This window comes from Polyangiaceae bacterium, from assembly GCA_016715885.1.
GTDB lineage: Bacteria > Myxococcota_A > Polyangia > Polyangiales > Polyangiaceae > Polyangium.
The window spans coordinates 1-18,272 of sequence record JADJXL010000002.1 but is presented as its reverse complement, the minus strand read 5'-3'; the positions used below and the strand labels follow the sequence as shown (position 1 = coordinate 18,272).

At 59.8% G+C, this 18,272-nt stretch carries 24 protein-coding genes and 1 tRNA gene; 16 read left to right on the top strand and 9 right to left on the bottom strand.

From position 1 onward, the window contains the following. Window positions 1-53: 53 nt before the first annotated feature. The 4 genes from IPM54_03515 to IPM54_03500 form a co-directional block, all read right to left on the bottom strand. The gene (locus IPM54_03515) at window positions 54-1,223 is read right to left on the bottom strand and encodes a PrsW family intramembrane metalloprotease (protein MBK9258886.1); all 1,170 of its coding nucleotides are present in this window, start codon (window positions 1,221-1,223) and stop codon (window positions 54-56) included. A gap of 3 nt (window positions 1,224-1,226) precedes the next feature. Further along, window positions 1,227-2,012, bottom strand: coding sequence for a hypothetical protein (locus IPM54_03510; protein ID MBK9258885.1), 786 nt, complete (start codon window positions 2,010-2,012; stop codon window positions 1,227-1,229). Further along, the gene (locus tag IPM54_03505; GenBank protein MBK9258884.1) at window positions 2,012-2,257 is read right to left on the bottom strand and encodes a DNA gyrase inhibitor YacG; all 246 of its coding nucleotides are present in this window, start codon (window positions 2,255-2,257) and stop codon (window positions 2,012-2,014) included. Before IPM54_03505 ends, IPM54_03510 begins: the two co-directional genes overlap by 1 nt. 123 nt (window positions 2,258-2,380) lie before the next feature. Then, window positions 2,381-3,526: a hypothetical protein gene (locus tag IPM54_03500; GenBank protein ID MBK9258883.1), complete on the bottom strand. Its 1,146-nt coding sequence runs from the start codon at window positions 3,524-3,526 to the stop codon at window positions 2,381-2,383. 89 nt (window positions 3,527-3,615) lie between these two features. Between IPM54_03500 and tsaB the strand changes: the two genes are divergently transcribed. From tsaB to recO, 5 genes are all read left to right on the top strand, one after another. Next, entirely contained in the window at window positions 3,616-4,344 is a 729-nt protein-coding gene (gene tsaB, locus IPM54_03495; GenBank protein MBK9258882.1) for a tRNA (adenosine(37)-N6)-threonylcarbamoyltransferase complex dimerization subunit type 1 TsaB, read from the top strand. An 18-nt stretch (window positions 4,345-4,362) separates the two neighbouring features. Beyond that, on the top strand, window positions 4,363-5,061 hold the full coding sequence (locus IPM54_03490; protein ID MBK9258881.1) for a Crp/Fnr family transcriptional regulator: 699 nt from the start codon (window positions 4,363-4,365) through the stop codon (window positions 5,059-5,061). A gap of 222 nt (window positions 5,062-5,283) precedes the next feature. Further along, a complete protein-coding gene (locus IPM54_03485; GenBank protein ID MBK9258880.1) occupies window positions 5,284-6,123 on the top strand; it encodes a tetratricopeptide repeat protein in 840 nt (279 codons plus the stop codon). A gap of 79 nt (window positions 6,124-6,202) precedes the next feature. Next, window positions 6,203-6,637 (top strand): helix-turn-helix domain-containing protein, encoded by a 435-nt coding sequence (locus IPM54_03480; GenBank protein MBK9258879.1) that lies wholly within the window; start codon window positions 6,203-6,205, stop codon window positions 6,635-6,637. Between the two features lie 4 nt (window positions 6,638-6,641). Next, window positions 6,642-7,388, top strand: coding sequence for a DNA repair protein RecO (gene recO, locus IPM54_03475; GenBank protein MBK9258878.1), 747 nt, complete (start codon window positions 6,642-6,644; stop codon window positions 7,386-7,388). A gap of 191 nt (window positions 7,389-7,579) precedes the next feature. Here recO and IPM54_03470 read toward each other — a convergent pair whose 3' ends face one another. Next, the gene (locus IPM54_03470) at window positions 7,580-8,758 is read right to left on the bottom strand and encodes a metallophosphoesterase (GenBank protein ID MBK9258877.1); all 1,179 of its coding nucleotides are present in this window, start codon (window positions 8,756-8,758) and stop codon (window positions 7,580-7,582) included. Window positions 8,759-8,866: 108 nt separating this feature from the next. On the opposite strand from IPM54_03470, the gene IPM54_03465 reads away from it, so the two are divergent. Next, entirely contained in the window at window positions 8,867-9,277 is a 411-nt protein-coding gene (locus tag IPM54_03465; GenBank protein ID MBK9258876.1) for a nuclear transport factor 2 family protein, read from the top strand. 202 nt (window positions 9,278-9,479) lie between these two features. On the opposite strand, the gene IPM54_03460 is transcribed toward IPM54_03465, so the two are convergent. From IPM54_03460 to IPM54_03445, 4 genes are all read right to left on the bottom strand, one after another. Further along, complete coding sequence (locus IPM54_03460; GenBank protein ID MBK9258875.1) at window positions 9,480-9,794, bottom strand: TlpA family protein disulfide reductase; 315 nt, start codon at window positions 9,792-9,794, stop codon at window positions 9,480-9,482. 18 nt (window positions 9,795-9,812) lie between these two features. Beyond that, window positions 9,813-10,046, bottom strand: coding sequence for a hypothetical protein (locus IPM54_03455; GenBank protein ID MBK9258874.1), 234 nt, complete (start codon window positions 10,044-10,046; stop codon window positions 9,813-9,815). Between the two features lie 48 nt (window positions 10,047-10,094). After that, window positions 10,095-10,295, bottom strand: coding sequence for a hypothetical protein (locus IPM54_03450; protein ID MBK9258873.1), 201 nt, complete (start codon window positions 10,293-10,295; stop codon window positions 10,095-10,097). Window positions 10,296-10,403: 108 nt separating this feature from the next. After that, window positions 10,404-11,822 carry a DUF814 domain-containing protein gene (locus tag IPM54_03445; protein ID MBK9258872.1) on the bottom strand — a complete coding sequence of 473 codons (1,419 nt, stop codon included), beginning with the start codon at window positions 11,820-11,822 and terminating at the stop codon, window positions 10,404-10,406. A gap of 71 nt (window positions 11,823-11,893) precedes the next feature. Here IPM54_03445 and IPM54_03440 point away from each other — a divergent pair. From IPM54_03440 to IPM54_03395, 10 genes are all read left to right on the top strand, one after another. Next, window positions 11,894-11,976, top strand: a tRNA-Leu gene (locus tag IPM54_03440). A 208-nt stretch (window positions 11,977-12,184) separates the two neighbouring features. After that, window positions 12,185-12,664, top strand: coding sequence for a hypothetical protein (locus tag IPM54_03435; GenBank protein MBK9258871.1), 480 nt, complete (start codon window positions 12,185-12,187; stop codon window positions 12,662-12,664). 71 nt (window positions 12,665-12,735) lie between these two features. After that, window positions 12,736-13,155: a hypothetical protein gene (locus IPM54_03430; GenBank protein MBK9258870.1), complete on the top strand. Its 420-nt coding sequence runs from the start codon at window positions 12,736-12,738 to the stop codon at window positions 13,153-13,155. A gap of 63 nt (window positions 13,156-13,218) precedes the next feature. Then, entirely contained in the window at window positions 13,219-14,679 is a 1,461-nt protein-coding gene (gene dnaB, locus IPM54_03425; GenBank protein MBK9258869.1) for a replicative DNA helicase, read from the top strand. Beyond that, window positions 14,680-15,255 carry a hypothetical protein gene (locus IPM54_03420; protein MBK9258868.1) on the top strand — a complete coding sequence of 192 codons (576 nt, stop codon included), beginning with the start codon at window positions 14,680-14,682 and terminating at the stop codon, window positions 15,253-15,255. Between the two features lie 176 nt (window positions 15,256-15,431). Then, window positions 15,432-15,674, top strand: coding sequence for a hypothetical protein (locus tag IPM54_03415; GenBank protein MBK9258867.1), 243 nt, complete (start codon window positions 15,432-15,434; stop codon window positions 15,672-15,674). A gap of 1 nt (window position 15,675) precedes the next feature. Continuing rightward, a complete protein-coding gene (locus IPM54_03410) occupies window positions 15,676-16,080 on the top strand; it encodes a hypothetical protein (GenBank protein ID MBK9258866.1) in 405 nt (134 codons plus the stop codon). Beyond that, entirely contained in the window at window positions 16,077-16,844 is a 768-nt protein-coding gene (locus IPM54_03405; GenBank protein MBK9258865.1) for a hypothetical protein, read from the top strand. The genes IPM54_03410 and IPM54_03405 overlap by 4 nt, the downstream gene beginning before the upstream one ends. 59 nt (window positions 16,845-16,903) lie before the next feature. Further along, window positions 16,904-17,272 (top strand): TFIIB-type zinc finger domain-containing protein, encoded by a 369-nt coding sequence (locus tag IPM54_03400; protein ID MBK9258864.1) that lies wholly within the window; start codon window positions 16,904-16,906, stop codon window positions 17,270-17,272. After that, on the top strand, window positions 17,272-17,688 hold the full coding sequence (locus tag IPM54_03395; GenBank protein ID MBK9258863.1) for a hypothetical protein: 417 nt from the start codon (window positions 17,272-17,274) through the stop codon (window positions 17,686-17,688). The genes IPM54_03400 and IPM54_03395 overlap by 1 nt, the downstream gene beginning before the upstream one ends. The last annotated feature ends 584 nt before the right edge of the window (window positions 17,689-18,272 follow it).

Sequence of the window (18,272 nt, the reverse complement as noted above, 5' to 3'; positions counted from 1 at the left end):
GCGAGCGCTCGCGCCATACCCCTCATTTGCCTTATTCCAAACCGACCAGCGCTCTAAGCCGGTCTATCCATCCCGAACCACGCGCCTGCACATGCAAGCCCAAACGCGACGGGCGCGCATGCGATGCCAATGACGACGGCCACGGGCGCCGCAAGCCCCAAAAGCACGACGCCTCCACCAATCGCGAGCACCGCGCTGATGGCTGGCTCGAGCACGCTCTGGGCGCTCGATGCTCGAGCCGTGATCCAGCCGGCGATGGGAAAGGCCACGACCGATGCAGCCGCAAGAAGCAAAATGGGAACGATTGCAGCGGCTTGCGACGCGTCACGATCGACGGCGCCGAAGTCGACGCCCATCTTCGCACCAAGCATGACCGCCAGCACGAGCATGCCGATGATGACGCCAACCATGACGAGCGCGCCGATCGCGATCCACAAAAGCGATATCGGACGTTCCGACTTGCGAAGCGCTTCGCGTAGTGATCGAATGGATGGTGCCGGCAGCGAGATGCGCGGCTTGCGAGGCGTAACTGGCTTGGCCGTCTCGCGCTGCAACAGATCGCGCGCACCGAAAACGGTGATCACTCCGGCGACGAGCAAGACGGGAATCATCCCGAACATCCCGCTTTTGCCGCGCGCGAAAACCACGTGTTGACACGTCGCCCACCCGAGCGACGCGACAAACCACGCACCATTGAACGCCCATCCACCCATCGGTCGCTTGGGCGCTCGACCAAGCGCATAACCCCAAAGCGACGCGATGCACGGCGCGGCTACGGCAACCAGCAACGCACGCACCGGATCGATCCACGTAAGCGGCTGCTCGTAGAGCAAGACAGCGTTGTGCGCCGAGCCAAACCCGAGCGCTGCAGCAGTCGCATACGCCATTCCATCGATGGGCCTGTGCCTCCCGGAACGCCATCGCCACACGGGTCCTGCCGCAGCGACCTTCACCGCCTCCTCGAACGGCGCTGCCACCAAAAACGCATACACCAGCGCCGCAACGAGGTTTGTCCCGACGTCCACTTTACGCACTTCGAGGTTGCTGGCGACGAACCGTTCGAAGTACAGTGCCGGGACAAACCCGATGACGCCAAGCACGAACGTCAGCACCACCGACCGAGGGCTCGACGGCTTCAGCGCACCGCGCGACAAAATGGTCGCGTACAGCCCCAATGGCGCGACGACGACGAGCAGTCCTACGAGGATCTTTGCGGCTAACAAGGCTTAGAAATGGAGCCCAACCACAGCCATGGCAGTGCCAGCTGCACCGTAGCTCGTACCTTCGAACGCGAGTAAATCAGCCTTTTTCTTTTGTAGATCACTCAAGTTCGGATCCGCCTTGATCTCGGTAATCTTCGACGGATCGAGCCCCGGACGCGTGAGTCCCAAAACTTCGAAGCTCGCCAGCGCGCCGATCGAAAACATCGGCGTGATGTAGTAGTCGACGCCGCCTCCAGCGCGCACGTAAAACCCGGCAATGTCCGTGTGGTCAAGGGCCGACTGCACCGCGCCGCTTTGCAGCGAGCTCTTGAAACTGCCGAGCGCCGTGTACCCACCGCCAAGCTCGAAGTGAGGCTCGAGGTTGCCAAAGGGCAAACGCAAGCCCATCTCCCCACCGACGCTGAAGAGGTCCCACGAGTCGAAAAAACCCACGCGCGCACGAGCTCCAAACGTCAGGAAAACAAGGCGCAAACCAACACCAGCACCCATGACGAATCCTTCCGATTCGGTCTCGACGAAGCCAGCGCTGAAGGTCTCCTCATCTAGGTTGAACGTTCGTAGTCCAACGATCTGCATGCCACCGTTGACGTCCACATAGAGCCACTCGAGGCCTCGTTTCGAATCGCTCTTTTGCGAATTGTCGAGGTCTCTTTCCGTAGACGACGCATCTTCACGCTCCTCGGGTGCAAGCGGAGGCGGAGGCGCAAGGCCCTGCGCCGATGCAGCCGCAGAAAGCGTCAGTGTCGTGGCAAGCGTGATTGCGCCAATAAGCGAAGTTCGTGCAAGCATCACGGGTCTTCGTCTCCTTTGAGTTCGTACGAATGATCGGTATCGGAGCCATTGCTCGCGCTTTCGATCTCCCCCATCCCGCTCGATTCGACAGGCGGGCCGGGTACGCGATAGGAGCCGCTCAGCCACTTGTCCAGATCGATGATCTTGCAACGCGCCGAGCAAAAGGGACGGGATTTGTTGTCGGCGGAAGTCGACACGTCTCGTCCACAAATCGGGCAGCTCTGTCCTGCCGGTCCTGCCATGGGCGTAACCGTAGCAGCGTCCCGCGCGACCATGTAGCCTTCGGCAAGAGCCGGGCGTGGAAAAAGTACGCGCTGGGGGTGGCAAACGTGCATGTTTGGGCCGTTCGTCACTCCAAACACGCGTCACTTGTCGAGCGGTAGCACGCGGACAAACTCCACGACGATCTCCACGTGCCTACCGCTTGGCTGCGTAAACGAAGCCGTTCCTTTGCGCCCTTCCCAGTCCGACGAGAGACCAAACGCAGCAGCGCCGCTGGCTTCTTCCTCGGTGACCGTCACGTCGCTCAGCTTGGCCGAGATGCGCAGCACGTGTTTTCCGGGATTCACCGATCCAACGCCCAGCACCGCCAAGCTCCGCCGGATGTTCGCTACCGTTCGCTTGGCTGCATTGACCAAGTGCGCTGGAGGGTTTGTCGTGATGGGCTCGACGCCCATGACCTTCCCGTCTTCGCCGACGATGACCGCAAGCTCGAGCGACCCGGCGTTGCCAACGGCGAGCGTGCCCCACGTCTTGTCGGAATCGCATGCAGGAGGAAGCGCGTGCGCGAAGGCTCGGCCGAGGTTGCGGATGGAAGTCGCTCCATCGACGCCGAACGCGCTGCCGCCCGGGCTGGCAGCCTCGGGCGCTGCATCGGCGCTCGATGCCGCCGCGGCCGCCGCGGGGCTCGGTTTGCGACGCCTTGCCGTGCGAGCGGGCCTCTTGTTCGGCTCGGGCGCTCGATCGCCTTGGGCAACCGGTTTGTCTTGATCGACCGGTGCGGGCTCCTTCGCTTCGTCGGGCTTGGGCTTCGGAGCAGGCGATTCCGGGGCAGCGTCCGGCGTTTTGTCGGCCTCGCCTTCGTCTTTCGGTTCCGGTGTTTCCGGTTTGTCCGCGACCGGCTTGGGCTTCGCCGGAACTTTGGGCACAGGCTTCGGGGCGGGTTCGTCTGAAACGCTGGGTTTGTCCTGAGTGACAGGTTTGTCCTGCGCGACCGGCGGCTTGGGAGGCTCGGCCGGCGCTTCGTCGTCGTCCTGTCCCGCAGGCGCCGCAGGTGGTGCAGGCGGAGCGGCCGGGGGCGTTTGTGCGGCAGAACCGCCCAAAACATCCACTTCGTGAAGTTCTTCGGCATCGGCTGGCAGCGCCGTCGTTCCGGCCAAAAGGTCCGCGGCCTGCGGCGGTTCGTCAGGTGCTGGCGCAGCCTTTCGCAAACCGGCTGCGCCAATCAGCGACGCGTGTGCCAGAATCGACACCATCACCGCCGTTCGCATCACCCACGCACCCTTTGCCATGTTGCCCTGCCTTTGCGGAACGTTCGACGTTCGACCAAACGGACAGGACAACGACACAGCCACGTCGTTCCCGGTTGGATCAACCTAGCATGAAGGTTCTCGCCCTCTCCACTTCGACATACCGCGGCAGTGCTGCTGTCCTCGACGGCGATCGCGTCTTGGGCGCAAGCGGCTATGCCGACCTTGGCGGGCATGCCGAGCGCATCTTTTCGGCCGTGACCGAGGCACTCGAAGCCGCAGCCGTAAGCCGTTCCGAGATTGAGCTCGTCGCGTGTGACATCGGTCCCGGGTCGTTCACGGGCGTGCGCGTGGGCGTTGCGTCCGCCAAGGGCCTTGCGCTGGGCCTAGGCGCAGCTTTGGTGGGTGTCGGGTCTTTGGAGGCCATGGCGGCGGCCGCGTTCGTTACGGGCGCCGCAGGGCCCAAAGACGTGGTCGTGTCGGTGCTCGATGCCAAAAAGCAGGAATTTTTCATCGCCGCCCATGACGCATCGGGGCAGACATTGTGGGCTCCGGCGCATGTGCCCATCGCGGACGCATTTCATTTGCTCTCGGCGTGGACGGAATTTTCGCGTTTGATTGCGGACGGTTATGCCTTACGCATCGTTGGTGAGGCGGCGCTTCTCGAGCCATCGATGGCGGCGCAAGTGGTGCGCGGGGCTTCGGTGGACTTGCCGGACGCGGTGGCGGTTGGGCGCGTCGGCCTGAGACGCTTTGCGTCATCGAAGGGTGTTGCGGGCGAGTTCGATGCGTCGCTGCTCGAGCCGAGTTACGTGAGGCCTCCGGATGCGAAGCCCATGGCATCTGGGGCAGCGAGCTAGGTAGACTCGGGGCCCTCGATGGACGTTTCGCCTGACACCGAGCAAGAGCCTGCGGCCGTGGTCGATCCGCTTCACGCGCGGTTTGGGCAGCGTTTCGAGGCAGGAGACACGCTTTTCAGCGAGGGGGATCCGGCGACGCATGCGTACTTGCTCGAGGAGGGGCGAGTGCGTTTGATCAAGCGGATTCGCGGGGCGGAGCGCAGCATTTTGGTGTGCAAACCGGGCGACTTGTTCGGCGAATCGGCGCTTCTCGAAGGCTCCGAGCGATCATCGACCGCGGTGGCTTTGTCGCCCGTGCTCGCGCTCGTCATCGATCAAGCGACGCTTCAACACTTGCTCGAGCACAACGCGACCATCGCTTCGCGGGTTGTCAAGCAGCTTGTGCGACGCTTGCGGGATGCCGAGCATCAGCTCGAAGTGACCATGCACACCGACATTCAATCCAAGGTCGTGCGGGCGCTTTTGGAGCATGCGCGTCGGGCGCGGGAGCCTGGAAGTGGCGGAGCAACGTTTTCCATTTCACCGATGGAGCTTGCGGCGCAGGTGGGGCTCGATGTGGACACGCTGAAGCGCAACGTGCAGAAGCTTCGCGATGGGCAGTACGTTCGGATCGTGGACGAGCGGCTGGAGATCCCGAGTATTGAAGGGCTTCGGAAGTATTTTGGTCTTTTGGGTCAGCGGGACGAGCTTGCGGCGGAGGTGCCCGAGGCGCGCTGAAAACTTTTGATCGCAGTGAAGTTCGTCCAATGGATACGCAATTTCGCCTGCGTTTTCCGTCCGGTTGACTGATCATTTGCCGAGATCGTGATTGTTCTTGGGCTCGGGGTGTTTTTGCGGGTTGACGCTTTGCCGCCCTTGGGGTACCCCCTTTTCCCCGGTCGGCCATGCAGATTGGCCTCGGGGAAGACCGCTACGAACATCGGGAAACGCCTTCTGCACATGAGAGATCGGCGAAAAAACACGGGGAATGGCAGCTTTGCGCGCGACAAGCGTGCTCGGTTTGCCCTTGCTTGTGCGCTTTCGCTGCATGGCTTGGGCTGTGCGGGGGCTCAGCTTCGAACGGATGAAGATCCCAAAGCGCGGGCCGAATACGACTTGGCGCGCGTTTCATTTCAGCAGGGGATGTTGCGGGAAGCGCTCGGGCACGTCGAGGCTTCGCTTCGCATTGACAATGCCGATCCCGAGGTCCATTACCTTGGGGCCGTCATTCTCTTGGCATTCTGCGCGGGCGATGAAACTTCGCCGGATTGTCGATTCGAGGAAGCCGAACGTCATGTGCGCCAAGCCCTCGAAACTGCTCCGGAAATGCGTGATGCCAAAAACGCGCTCGGCGTCATTCTCGTACATCAGAAAAAATACGATGAAGCTGTCGCGGTCTTGAAACCGCTTGCGGAAGACATCTTGTATGCCTCGCCGGAGAAGGCGTGGGGCAATCTGGGTTGGGCTTATCTTTCTCGTGGGAATATCGACGAAGCGATTGTCGCGTTGCGTCGAGCATTGACGGCTGAACCTCGATTCTGTGTCGGTAACTACCGGCTTGGACTCGCCTACGAAAAGAAAGGGGAGCTTTCGCTGGCACAAGAAGCCTTTACGAAAGCGCTCGAAACGGATAGATCGGAGTGCAAGCAGCTTCAGGAAGGGTATGCCGCACGCGCACGCGTGGCGGCGAGGGCTGGATCTCAGGATCTCGTCCGTGCGGATCTCGAGCGGTGCCGTGATGCCGGCCCCGCGACTGCGGTCGGAAAACGTTGCGCCGCCGAGCTCACCGCCCTTCAATGAGGTTGTCATTCGCGGAAAAACCAGGTTATGCTCCGCGAAGGTTGGAAGGAGTTTCGCATCGCTGAATGGGTGATCTCGGATGGAGTCGATTGGTCGCTACCTAAGACATGCCCGTGAAAGCAGGGCCATGAGCGTGGAGGAAATCTCCCGCGCCACTCGTATTCCCGTTCCTGCCATCGAACGGATCGAGGCAGACCATTTCGATGACCTCCCAGGCGAAGTGTTTGTCCGTGGCTTCCTCCGCGCGTATGCGCGAGCCGTTTCCATTCCCGTTGAAGAAGTTTTGGCTCGCTATACTGCCAGTCGTCGAGTTGCCGTGGTTACACCATTACCCATGGCTTCTCCGATGCGCGGAACGCAAAGTCGCAGGTTCGGCGTGGCATTCGCCTTTGTACTCTTGCTCATTCTTTTCACGCTCGCTTTGAGCATCGTCATGCGTCCGCGCGGACACGACATGCCGCCCGAACTTTCTCAGGTTTCTTCGGACAAACCGGCCCTGGCATTCCATATCTGACGATATGGGTTTGGCCGGTCCATCGCGTCCCTCGCGGCGCGTACGTCATTCGGTTGCCAAGAAAAACCTGCGCACCGACGCGCTTCTCGTGCGCCGAGTCCCCGTTGGCGAAGCGGATTTCATTGTAACGCTTTTCACGGAAGCTCGAGGGATTCTTTCGGCCGTCGCCCGGAGCGCTCGAAAACCATCCAAACGCGTCGCGGCGCTCGAGCCGATGCATTTGCTCCGGGTTTCTCTGGACGAACGCGAACACCAGGACCTATTGGTGCTCGTGGAAGCTTCGATTGCGCACCCACGTTTGCATCTCGTCGAAGCGCTGGCACCGATGGAAGCTGCCGGACGTGCTTTGCGTTGGATTCGTTCGGTCGCTCCACCGGGGACGCGAGAGCCGGCGCTTTATGCGACACTGAATGAATTGCTGGATGCATTGGACGATCCGTCACGAGGCAACCCCGAGCCTCGGCTTGCGACCGGGGGATTACGCATTCTTGCCGATATTGGATTTGCTCTGGTGCTCGACAGGTGTGTTCGTTGTGGGCGCTCGTGTCCGCTCGATGCGCCGGCGTGTTTGGATCCGGCATTTGGGGGATTGGTATGTCGAGCGTGTGGAGGGGCGAGGTTGGTGGTGCGGTCCGACTTGCGGGCGCGCATTGATGCGGCGAGTGCAGGAGACGACCACGCATTGCGCGACGAGGATGCGCGCATCGTCGTCGACTTGGTGGACGCGGTGATTGCGGCGCACGTGCGCTGATTTGAGAGCGGGCCTGGATTTGGATCGAGGTTGCGATTCGATCCTGGGGGGTATGGGGGGGCCGAGCCTCGCCGTGTTTTTGTGCGAAGCGCAAAAACACCGGGAGGCGAGCCTCGGCCCCCCCATCGTAAACACCTTGCGAAGCGCGCGTCCCACGCGCGCGAAGCAAGCGTACAAATCCAGGCCCGGCCTCAAACAGCCTTAGGCCAATATCTCCGGTGAGCTCGCGGGGTTTCTCCAGCCATGTCAATCTCCAAAAAGGGCCGGCCCGGAGCGCCCCGGGGGAATGCAAAGCTGGCTGTATTGGCGTAGTTTTCTCCGAGCGCTTCGCGGTGGGTATGTCCAAAAATAACCAATTGAGCACCCGTGGTGTCCACGATTCTTTGCGCGCCTTCGGCGAGCTGTTCGGCAGTGGAGCCGCGGTATCGGTTGTGCCCGCGCGCCCAGCTCGAAGCCAAGGCCAATGCCCCAATTGAAAAAACCGCTTTTCCTGCTCGCTTCTTCCCAAGCGCGGCGGCGGACAATCCTGCGCCCATGGCAATGGTGGACAGGACGCGATCGAAATAGAGACGAGAAAACGTGCGGCTGACGCTTTCGAGCGTCGGGCGAGCACTCAGATCGAGCAGCGAGCGGGCGAGGTCGGATGGTATGCCGAATGCATCGGTAAAGCGCGCGAGCTCTTCTTCGCCGAGTGGTTCTTCCATTTTCGTACGGCGGCGATACGCTGGCCCGCTGCGCAGCACCGCATGAATGGCCGCGTGGAAATAGCGGTAGATGACATACGGGGCCCTGGGGCCATAAAACGAAAACGCCGAAAGAAAAAGCTTCAATGGCGTTTCGTCGTTCATGTTCAAGTACCGATGAGCCCCCGTGGGCGCGATGAATTGTTCGACGAAGTGAACGCCGAGGCTGGCTTCGCCGAGAACGAGCGGGTGAGTTGGAGCGTTGTCGGGATCGAAGATGTGACCGTGTTCGATGTGGAGGCCACCTTCGCGAAAAAACCAGGGGGTCGTGCGCAGGCGCGAGCGAGCTTCACTTGGTAGATCGAGTACGTTTTCCAATGCCGTGCGGAAATCGTCGAATCCGAGTGCTGCGTCGTGATTCCCACTGACGAGCCACAATTCGCCACCTCGAGCGATATGCCGACCGAGCGCAGCTTTGGCGCTCACGTGTGTCGCGAACACTTCATCGATGGCGCGCGTGAGAGGCAGCTTTGGCAGGTCGGCCGAGAGATCGAACAAATCGCCGGCAATGACAATGCGTGTGCCCGGATGCGTTTCAATGAGGCGGGCGAGGTCATCGGAAACGTCGCGAGGAGTCGACCGAGTCAAGTGGACATCGCCGAGCGCGACCATTCGGGGGGGACTCACCATGGCGGGTGGTTATGACGCGCGCGGGCGATGCGAGCAATGATTTCTTTTATTTTGGAGGGGCGTATCCCCATCGACAAATCCACAAGCTGGCACAAGAAATCGCGCATGGAGAGCTCGATCCGTCGCCATCTGGAAGATCCTCCCTTCATCATGGAACGCATTCGTCGTGCACTCGAAAACCGGGATCCCGAAGCCCTGGCCGAGGTTTATGCGGACGATGCCGTCATCGAGGAGGTTTCGAGTTTGCATCCGCCGGCTCATCCGGTGATCGTGCGCGGTCACAAAGCAATCCTCGAACGACTGCGTGGAGACTTTTCGGTGGATGCCGTCGGGGGGTGGCATCGCCGCATAGAAAACATGTCGATCATCGACGAAGTGGAAACGAGCGATGCCATTGCATTTACCGAGGTTCGCACCTACGCCGCGGGAGACAAGGTGGTCACGCAACACATGGCGCACAAGGTAAATGGGCGCATCGCGCACGATCGGTTGGTGATCGCCAGGGATTCCGAATAGCGGCGGGGTAAAGCGGGCAAGCGTTCAGGACCTGACCTGGTTGCATTTCGAACCGGGGGGTATGGGGGCAGAGCAGTCGGCCCGTGTTTTTGCCTCTGGCAAAAACACTTATAGGGCCGCCTGCGAGCCCCCCATCGTAAACTAGCCTCGCGTAGCGCGCGTCCCACGCGCGCGGAGCGAGCCTACAGATCCTGGCCTGGCATCAAAGAGCGGTTTCGATGGCCGTTGTCATTTCGACATAGGCGGGGCTGTCGATGACGAGTTTACCTCGATGCCGAAACACGACGCGGCCGTCGCGATTGATCACCAAAAATGCCGGTATGTCCGCGACGCCGTGTTTTTTGGACCAAGCGCCATTTTCATCGAGGTACGTGGGATAGTCCATTTTTTCTTCCCGCGCAGCTTCGATGGCACTTTGGCGTTCGCTTTCGGCGTCCGCTGGATCGAAATTCACAACTCCCAGGGCCCGCAGACCGCGAGCCTTGAAGCGTCCGTGCAGCGCCATCACGGCAGGCACGGACGCTCGGCAAGCGCTTCAGGCTGGGTGCCATGCCTCCATGAGCAGCACGTGTTTCTCGCGAGAATCGGCGAGCGACAGCGGAGCGCCATTCACCCACGTTTTGGGATCCAGGCTGGGAAAGTTTTCCACGGGTGCGGATTCGGCGACCGTGGCGCTCGAAGAACCGCTGTCCCGCGATTTGTTGCACCCCAGCGAAAGCATTGCAGCGAAAGCGATGATGGCTGGTTTGATGACGCGTGGATGAGGCATGACGACGCATACGTACCACGCTTCGGGGCAGGTGACGAGCGATGACGTTTACTGTTGGTTGCTTGGTCCGCGGTTCGCGGCGCCGCGAACGATTTGTATTGCGCCGAAAATGATGGCGCCCCACGCGAGGACGTAGGTCAATTCTTCGGTCGACGCGGTTCCCGAGTAGGTCACGGCGTTGCACGCGACGCCAGCAGCGCAGCATATTGCGCCCAGCAGCATGGTTTTCCTGCCAGTTCCGGTGTCCATGACCTGCTCGAAAGGAGAGAGCTCGAAGCTCGCGCTACCGAGCACTATCACGAACGACGCGCGGCACAAAACGATTTTTCGTCGAGCGTCCAAGCTGCCCGGGTCGTTCTACATTTCGTCTTTGGATCGAAGAAGCCTAGAAAGTCGGTCTTTTTCGATTCGCACGAGGATCACTTTTTCGCGTTGGGTGGTGACTTCGCCCGGGGCGCTTTTTTTTGGTTTGCGGACGTAGCGGCGTTCGACATACGTCACTTCGCAGGTCGTTTCGTTGCGGGCGTCGCTGAAGTATGCGGCAAGGGTAGCGGCGTCGACGAGCAGATCGGCGGGGCAGGCATGATTTTTTTCTTGTGGGACGACGACGTGCGCGCCGCGCATATTTTTAGCGTGCAGCCACAAATCATGCGGTCTGGCAATTCGCGTCACGAGCTGGTCGTTGTCTTTTGCGCTACGACCCACCAAAATGGTTTGTCCTTTGGGCGACCGAAAAGTATGATATGGTTTTCGTTCGTCGGGTTCTACGTGATTGTTTCGATATTTTGTGGCGCCTGCGGGAGTTTGTCCAAGGAGTCCAATGGCCTGCATTTGCTTGGCGATGGTTTGGAGCGCGTCCCAATCGGCTGGTGCATTTTGGAGGGCCGATTCGAATGGCTGGATTTTTGCAATTGCAAAAAGCGTTTCGTCGAGGCGTTTTTGCATGACATCGGCGCCTCGCTGCAGTCGCCGTGCTTTTTGGAAAAAGGCGGCAGCTTGTTCTTTGGCGGGTTTGTCTGGAGCGATATCGACATCGACATTTTCGCCCGTTTCCCAATCGACGAGCGATGCGGTCGTCGTTCCGCGGGCAATGGTTTGCCCTTGTGCAAGAAGCAATGAGCCGATTTTTTGCAGGCGCGGCACGTCAGCAAGGCGTGCCAGGTCCGATCGCACGGCGAGAGCGCGTTTTTCGAGGCGCTTTTGTTTTTTCTTGATGACTCCACGAAGTTCATTCCGAAACGATTCGACGAGGTACGAGTCGCTCGATTGGACCAGCGTCACCCCGCACGATTCGAGCGAATGTTCGGATGGAGCGGGTGCGTGGTCCTTTCGTGGCCGCGCCGTGGGACGAGGTTCCGGTGGCCACGAGATTGTGGCGCCGGAGGGCAACATGAGTTGCGCCGATCCGTGCGGCCCAACTTCGAGGGCGAGTCGCGTAGGGAAGCTTGCATCATTTGCGGGCTCGGTAGTGAAGCCTACGGTGGAATCATCGAGGTTGACCGAGCGGATGTGTTTTCCGACGAGGTGAGCGTGCATGGCGGCGGCGAGCGGGTGTTGTGTGGCAGTTCGGCCTTGGGGCAGGCGCGGTAAAACGCCGACGCCGCTGACGATGGGCCCGATGCCGACGCCGAGGAGCAGCTTGCGACCTTGGTAAAGCGACAGTGCCACGAGACCCGTTTCGGCGACGATCAGCGCGGCGTCGATGCGCGCGCCGGCCACGTAAGCAAGCGCAGCACGAAGCACTTCGTCGCGAATGGGCAACGCGGGACTGGTCATGTGGGTGGTTTACGATGTATACAGGAGCCGGTCGTTGGCGTGAAGCGATGCTCACGGCGACGAGGCCGAATGGCCCCATGGCGGAATGGCAGACGCCGGGGATTTAAAATCCCTTGCCCGAGAGGGCGTCCCGGTTCGAGTCCGGGTGGGGCTACTACCTTGAAATTGTTGAGGATTTAAGAGGCCGAGCAAGGTCATGATTGGCGAAGGTGTCGCCTTTACTGTCGCCTTTTGCTCGGGAACGAGGCGAGCGAGTTCGGGAATGGCTCGGTACATCGGCGCCAAGTTTCCAAGGTCGAGCTCGGCGGCGGTCCGAGCGGCACGGCGGTAGCGATTGCTCATACGACTTGGGCTTCCGTGGCGTGGTGCTCGCTACATACCTGGTCGTTTGGCGTGCGAAATACACACCGCACGCAACGACGCCGTCCCTCATCATTGAAGGCGATAAAGCCGATATTCGAAAGGATCGGCTGGAATTTTTGAAACCATACGCCTACGACCTGGCTGCGCGAATTCGTTTGGCGGACGAATCGCTCGAAGTAGCGCTAGAACGGGCATTGATGCTTTTCTGGACGCAGTGGATGTCCCGACAAGGGCTTGCCAAATACCAGCATCCGGTGGCAATGCTCTCGGAGCGGGATATCAAGGAAGATTTCGCTGCAATTTACACGCAGGATGTTGGGAGTAAAAAATCACCGGCGAATACGACGGCAAATCCAACGAATGCTGTCGCGAATGCCGAAGTGGACGAACGCGCGCACCTACAGCGTGCAGGCGATGCCCTTGCCTTTGCAAATAGCTTCAATGGACCAACAGGTGCAATTCCGCAGAGGGCCGCATAATGGGCTATGAATTTCACACCGTTCGTCGGAACGTGCCTTTGGCGTTCAAAGTGAGCGAGAAGGAGTATAGCATGATCAAATCGGCGCAAATGCGCCGCGGACATGATCATGTGACGCATTATGTGCGGGAATTGATTTGGGAGGATGGTCCGGTAATGGCTGCACCGACGCTCGTTGCAGCGGCAGTCAAAGAGCGATGGCCACAGCAATCGTTGGACATTGCGACCCTGAAGGTTTCTGCTTTCCCAAGAAATTGGGAAGCAGTGCATGCACGACTATGCCAGATGGTTCGCGCTGCCATGGTTTTCGCACCCGACGAGGTGCCGGCGTGGGCGTTGCAATTCAACATACCGGTGAATACCAACGCCGAAGTGGCCGAGACGAACGAGCCGGAGGATGTTGGAACGGCGGACGTGGCCCCGGCTTCGGAATCAAAGCCCAAAAAAGGCGCGATTGGTCGGGCAAAACGTCGAAGTGGCGGCACGAAATAGGCGCGTGCCCCCGACTTTTCGGGAAGTCGAGGGCACACTCAACCAGAATTGGAGGTTCTGGTCGTGGACAAACGATATCAGAAATCAGAGCCACACGCAAGCGAACCCGTGCCTGTCGCTGGGCGAGTTCCGCCACACGACTTGGACGCGGAAGCGAGTGTCCTGTCGGCTGTCCTCCTCGAGCGCGATGCGCAAGACAAAGTGCTCGAAATCCTCAAACCAAACTATTTTTATAGCGATCCGAATCGGCGCATATTTCAAGGTGTGCTGGAGCTCGCGCTCGCAGGCGACCCTGTGGATATCACCACGGTCGCGGCGTGGTTGCGCAGCCGCGATTGGATAAACCACATTGGTGGCCCGAGTTATCTCGCGCAGCTCGTCGACGCGACGCCGGCGGTCACTCATGTTGACGCACACGCACGGGTTGTCGCGGAGAAATGGCGCCTACGGCAATTGATTGGCGCATGTCAACGTATTGCTGCCGAGGGATACGGCGATGTTGGGACGATTCAAGAATTCATTGAAGGCGCCGAGGAATCGATTCATCACATCGTCCAAATTGCAACGAAATCATCTTTTCAGCCCATTGGGCATGTATTGAAGTCGGTATTCGAAGCGCTGCACGCGGCGGCAGAGCGTGGCGATCGGCTCACGGGTTTGTCGACGGGCTTTGGGCGCCTCGATGACATGACCGCAGGCTTGCAAGATGGTGATTTGACCATCGTCGCCGCACGGCCTGGAATGGGCAAGACGTCGTTTGTCTTGAACATGGCCGTCAACGTCGCATCCCCGCGGGCAGTCCGTCGCAATGGTGTGGAGCAGCAGGAACCGGGGGACGGCGTATGTGTGTTTTCCCTGGAAATGCCGCGCGAGCAATTGGGGATGCGCACGACCTGCAGCGAAGGTCGTGTGGACCTTGGCAAGGTAAAAAAGGGAATGCTCCAGGCGGATGATTGGCGCCGCTTGACCGACGCAGCCGCATACCTGAACCAACTTCCGATCTTCATCGACGACACTCCGGGGATTGGGTTGATGGAGTTGCGGGCGAAAGCTCGGCGAATGCAGGCCGAATACAATCGACCCGCCAAACCTGGCCAGCCGGAGCGTCGAATCGGTTTGGTGATCGTCGACTATTTGCAGCTCATGAAAGGGCGCGAGGGCGCGCAGAATCGTGAGCAGGAGATCAGCGAGATTTCGCGCGGTCTCAAAGAGCTGGCCAAGGAGCTCCGTGTGCCCGTCATTGCGCTGTCGCAGCTCAACCGAGCTGTCGAAGGTCGCACGGACAAACGACCGCAGTTGAGCGATTTGCGCGAATCGGGCGCCATCGAGCAGGACGCCGACCTGGTCATGTTCATCTACCGCGACGACTATTACAACGAAAACAGCAACAAGAAAGGAATCGCCGAGATCATCATCGCGAAACAACGAAATGGTCCAACGGGCAAGGTTCTCGTGCGGTTCGCGAGCTCGTACACGCGATTCGATAACCTTGCTTCGACAGAATACCCCGACATGGAGGATTGAATGAGCATCAAATGGGTGGGAATATTCCTGGTGTTGGTTGTGGCGTTCGTCATGGCATGCCAGGACGACACGTCGCTGTTTCGGAACGCAGAATGCGTCTGTGATGGCGGAAGTGGTGGCGAGGCTGGAGCAAGTGCATCGAGCGCGTCGAGCGCGTCAAGCGGCGGCGCCGGCGGCGCAGGAAGTTCATCGAGCGGTGTTGGCGGTGCAGGCGCATCGAGCAGTTCAAGCGGCGAGGCCGGCAGCGCTGGTGCGTCGAGCTCCAGCTCGAGCAGCTCGTCCTCGAGCTCGGCCGCGTCGAGCTCGTCATCGAGCTCCGCGTCGAGCTCATCCGGCACGACGTGCACGGCTCAGGGATCATGGATTCATTGCAGTCCCGCATGTCCAGCGCATTCGACATGCGAAGCAGATGGAACGTGCACGAGCGATTGCGCGGCAGGTGGCGGGTCGTGTGCAGCGTACCCGAATCACCCGGCTTTCTATCGCTGCAAATCAACGTATTTGCCGGGGGGCGATTGCATTTCGCTTCCCCCTGACCCGAAGTTCATCGACCCCGTGTATTGCTGCACGGAATGAAAAAGGCGTGCTCCCAACCCGGTAGGACAGGCTGGGAGCACTCAACCAAGACCTTGAAGGGAGGTCCGGCTGTGACGAAATCGTATCATGATTCCAAACGACGTGCACCACTCGACTGCGCTCATGAGGAAATCGGGGAGCGCATACGCTGCATCCGAACTGCACGAGGGCTGTCGATGCGTGACGTGACGGCCTTGGGCGGGCCCGGCGTCTCGACGCAGCACCTGGCCGAATCGGGGCTCATCAGCGTGCATATCACCACGCTGGCGAAGCTCGCGCGCATCTTCCACGTCCGCGTGGAAGAGTTTTTCATTCGTAAGGACTGCGAAATCGACGAAGTTGCTGCGATGATCTATCGCATGACAGACAAAGATTTGCGAGAGCTTCGGCAGAAGCTCGAGAGAAAGGTGGTCAATTAGAATGGGCGTTGTACTTCCGCATGGTGGCATTGTCCTACGGCAGTTTGCCGAACCGGATCTTCGATGGTTCGGTGCAAATATCCGACTGGGTGAGAGTTTGGCGGAGTTGGGGGCCGAATTTGCCAAACCTCGGAATCTTGCCGGCTACCTTGCGCGTGGCTCGCTCATGCTGCCGCTTGTGCTCGTCGCCGCGGCGAATGGAGGCGTCGAATGGCGCCTTCGAGTAGATGGCGTGCGCCCGCAAGGTTTGCCCAATTATTACATAACGAAAAGAACTGCCGAAGCGTTGCAAAAGGCAGAACAGGCGAGCGCCGACGAGGTGCAAATCGAGGGGAATCGTTATCGCTTGCACGCATCGTGCATCGACGGCGTACATCTGGCAGTCTTGGCGAGAGTTGAACCGTGACGAACTTGGGAGCCGTCCTGCAATTGTTCGCGGCGATGCTCGCTACGCTCCGAGCGTGCGTGCTGTCGTCATCGCCGCGGTGGACGGCTCCTAGTTTTACGTGGCCACGAGCGAGCAATGATAATGTGGTGAAACCGTCGTTCGAACCGTGGTTCTTGGCGCTTGTTCTTTGGGTGGACGTGCTGAACGATTGGACGAACCGAGCCGTGAATGCGTATTTGCCGCCTCCAGGAGGTCCGCCCCTCGTGGGTCTTGCTCGAGCAGGGGCCCACGTCGGTCTAGCCATGTATGCGGCGTGGATTTGCGGGATTCTGTGGTTCGTGGGGTGGTTGGCCAGGCATCGATTGCCCAAATACGGTGTCGAGAGTGCTGCGATTGTGTGGGTTTCGTTTGTCGTGGTGAACGTGCTTTTCTATCGCGAGGTGCGGGGCGACCTTGCATTACGAATGCTTGGGGCGCTCCACGTCATCGCGTTTGTCAGTGAATTTCCGTGCCTTATCGTTTATGCCAAATCGGGCAGAAAAAAGCTTACCACCGAGCGAATTTGCGCGGTGTGGTTGGTGTTCTTGGGTTTGGCCGCGGGAGTGGGCCCGTTGCGGCCGTGGGAAACGGGGTCGATCGACCGAGTCGCCGCCGAAGCGCTCATGGGGGCTGCAATGACGGCGATGTACGCGTCGATCATCATCACAATTTTGGCTCGAGGTGCAGCATGGTTTTCCTCGTCACTACGCTGTGGTTTGTCGCGTTCTCGTCACTCACGATAATCGCGATCTGGCGACTGGAGGTCAATTCGCGAACGATTCGCGAAAATACACGCGTTCTGTTGAGATTTGCGCCACCCGATTCGTCGGAGGAACGCAAGGCGATTGTCCCGCCGAGCCCAAGCCCGATCGAAAATGCTGCGGTGATTCCTCGGGAACTTCCTGATGCTGAGATTCAGGCAATCCCTCGACGTCCGCAGTCGGATACGCTCATTTCTGGGAGCGAACCACCACCGCGAGATACGACGCCTGACGCACCAGCGGCGGCCGACCTACTCGATGACGACGAGGATCATCCGACGACGGTGCTGCCTCGTTGCGGCAAATGCGGATCTGTCGATTACGCTCCGACCGGTGGCCTGTTCCAGTGCAAGTCGTGTGGAAAAGTCGGGTATCTCAGCTTTCCCGGCCTGCACCGCAAGGTGGCGTGATGGAGCTCAGCTATAAAGAGCTCGCGGTCCAGGCTTTGCGAATTGGCAAGCAACACGTCGCCGGCACTCGGGATGTGACCGCGTACATCGTAGGAGAGTGCGATTGCGATGACGGCGATCCAAGTGGTGGGCGGATATGGTACGCATATGATGCCGGGCAAATCATAGGGGTAGCGCAAGGGTTTGTCGCGCACGTCATGCGCCGGCATGGCGGAGAGTTGACACCTCGGGCTGATGAGTCGGAGCAGCAGAAAATCACCGAGAGGTTCTTGGCGTTCGTGTCCGAGTGGGCGGGCGATTTCAATAGATTTCGCAAACTCGGCCATGGCACGACGCACAAGGAGAACCTGATGGTTGCGGCGACACGGTTCTCCGAACTGATGGAGAGCGCGGCGCAAAACGAGGCAAACGGATGAATTGGACGACATCGAAGCATTCTTTGTGTTCCAGGGATGAGCCCTGTGTTATCGGACAACCAAAGACGTGTCCAGCCGCGCTCGCTGCCAGCGCGAGGCTGGATGCGCTGGCTGGCTCATGGCTTCCGCTGACGTTCAAGGAAGACCGCCATTTTTTGGACGGCGAGCCGATCCACTGCGGGACAGCATTGGAATTGCAGGCAATAGAGTATCGGTACGACGATTACGGTGAGTACCACGCGGTACTCCCGCGGGGCATCCGAGTTCGATACGAGCTGGATGGGCCAGGCTCGCTGGCTCAACGTGTTGTCCTGCATGTGAATGTCGAAGGGCACGAGTTCACCTCGCGTTTACTCGGCTGGATGCGCTTCCGATGGCCGAAACGAAGATGAAAACCCAGCGCGGTTTCGGCAGGTCGGTTGTTTGCTCGGCGTTATAAAGGCGAAGCACGGTCGCGGCCCGGAGTGTTGTGGAACTCGTGTGTGGTTGGGGGAAACTGGGTGATAATCTGCGCAGGGGGATTGCGAGCCTGAAGTCACGTTGTGCGCTTCCACCACACGGAGTTTTCCGCGGGACAAGTGGAT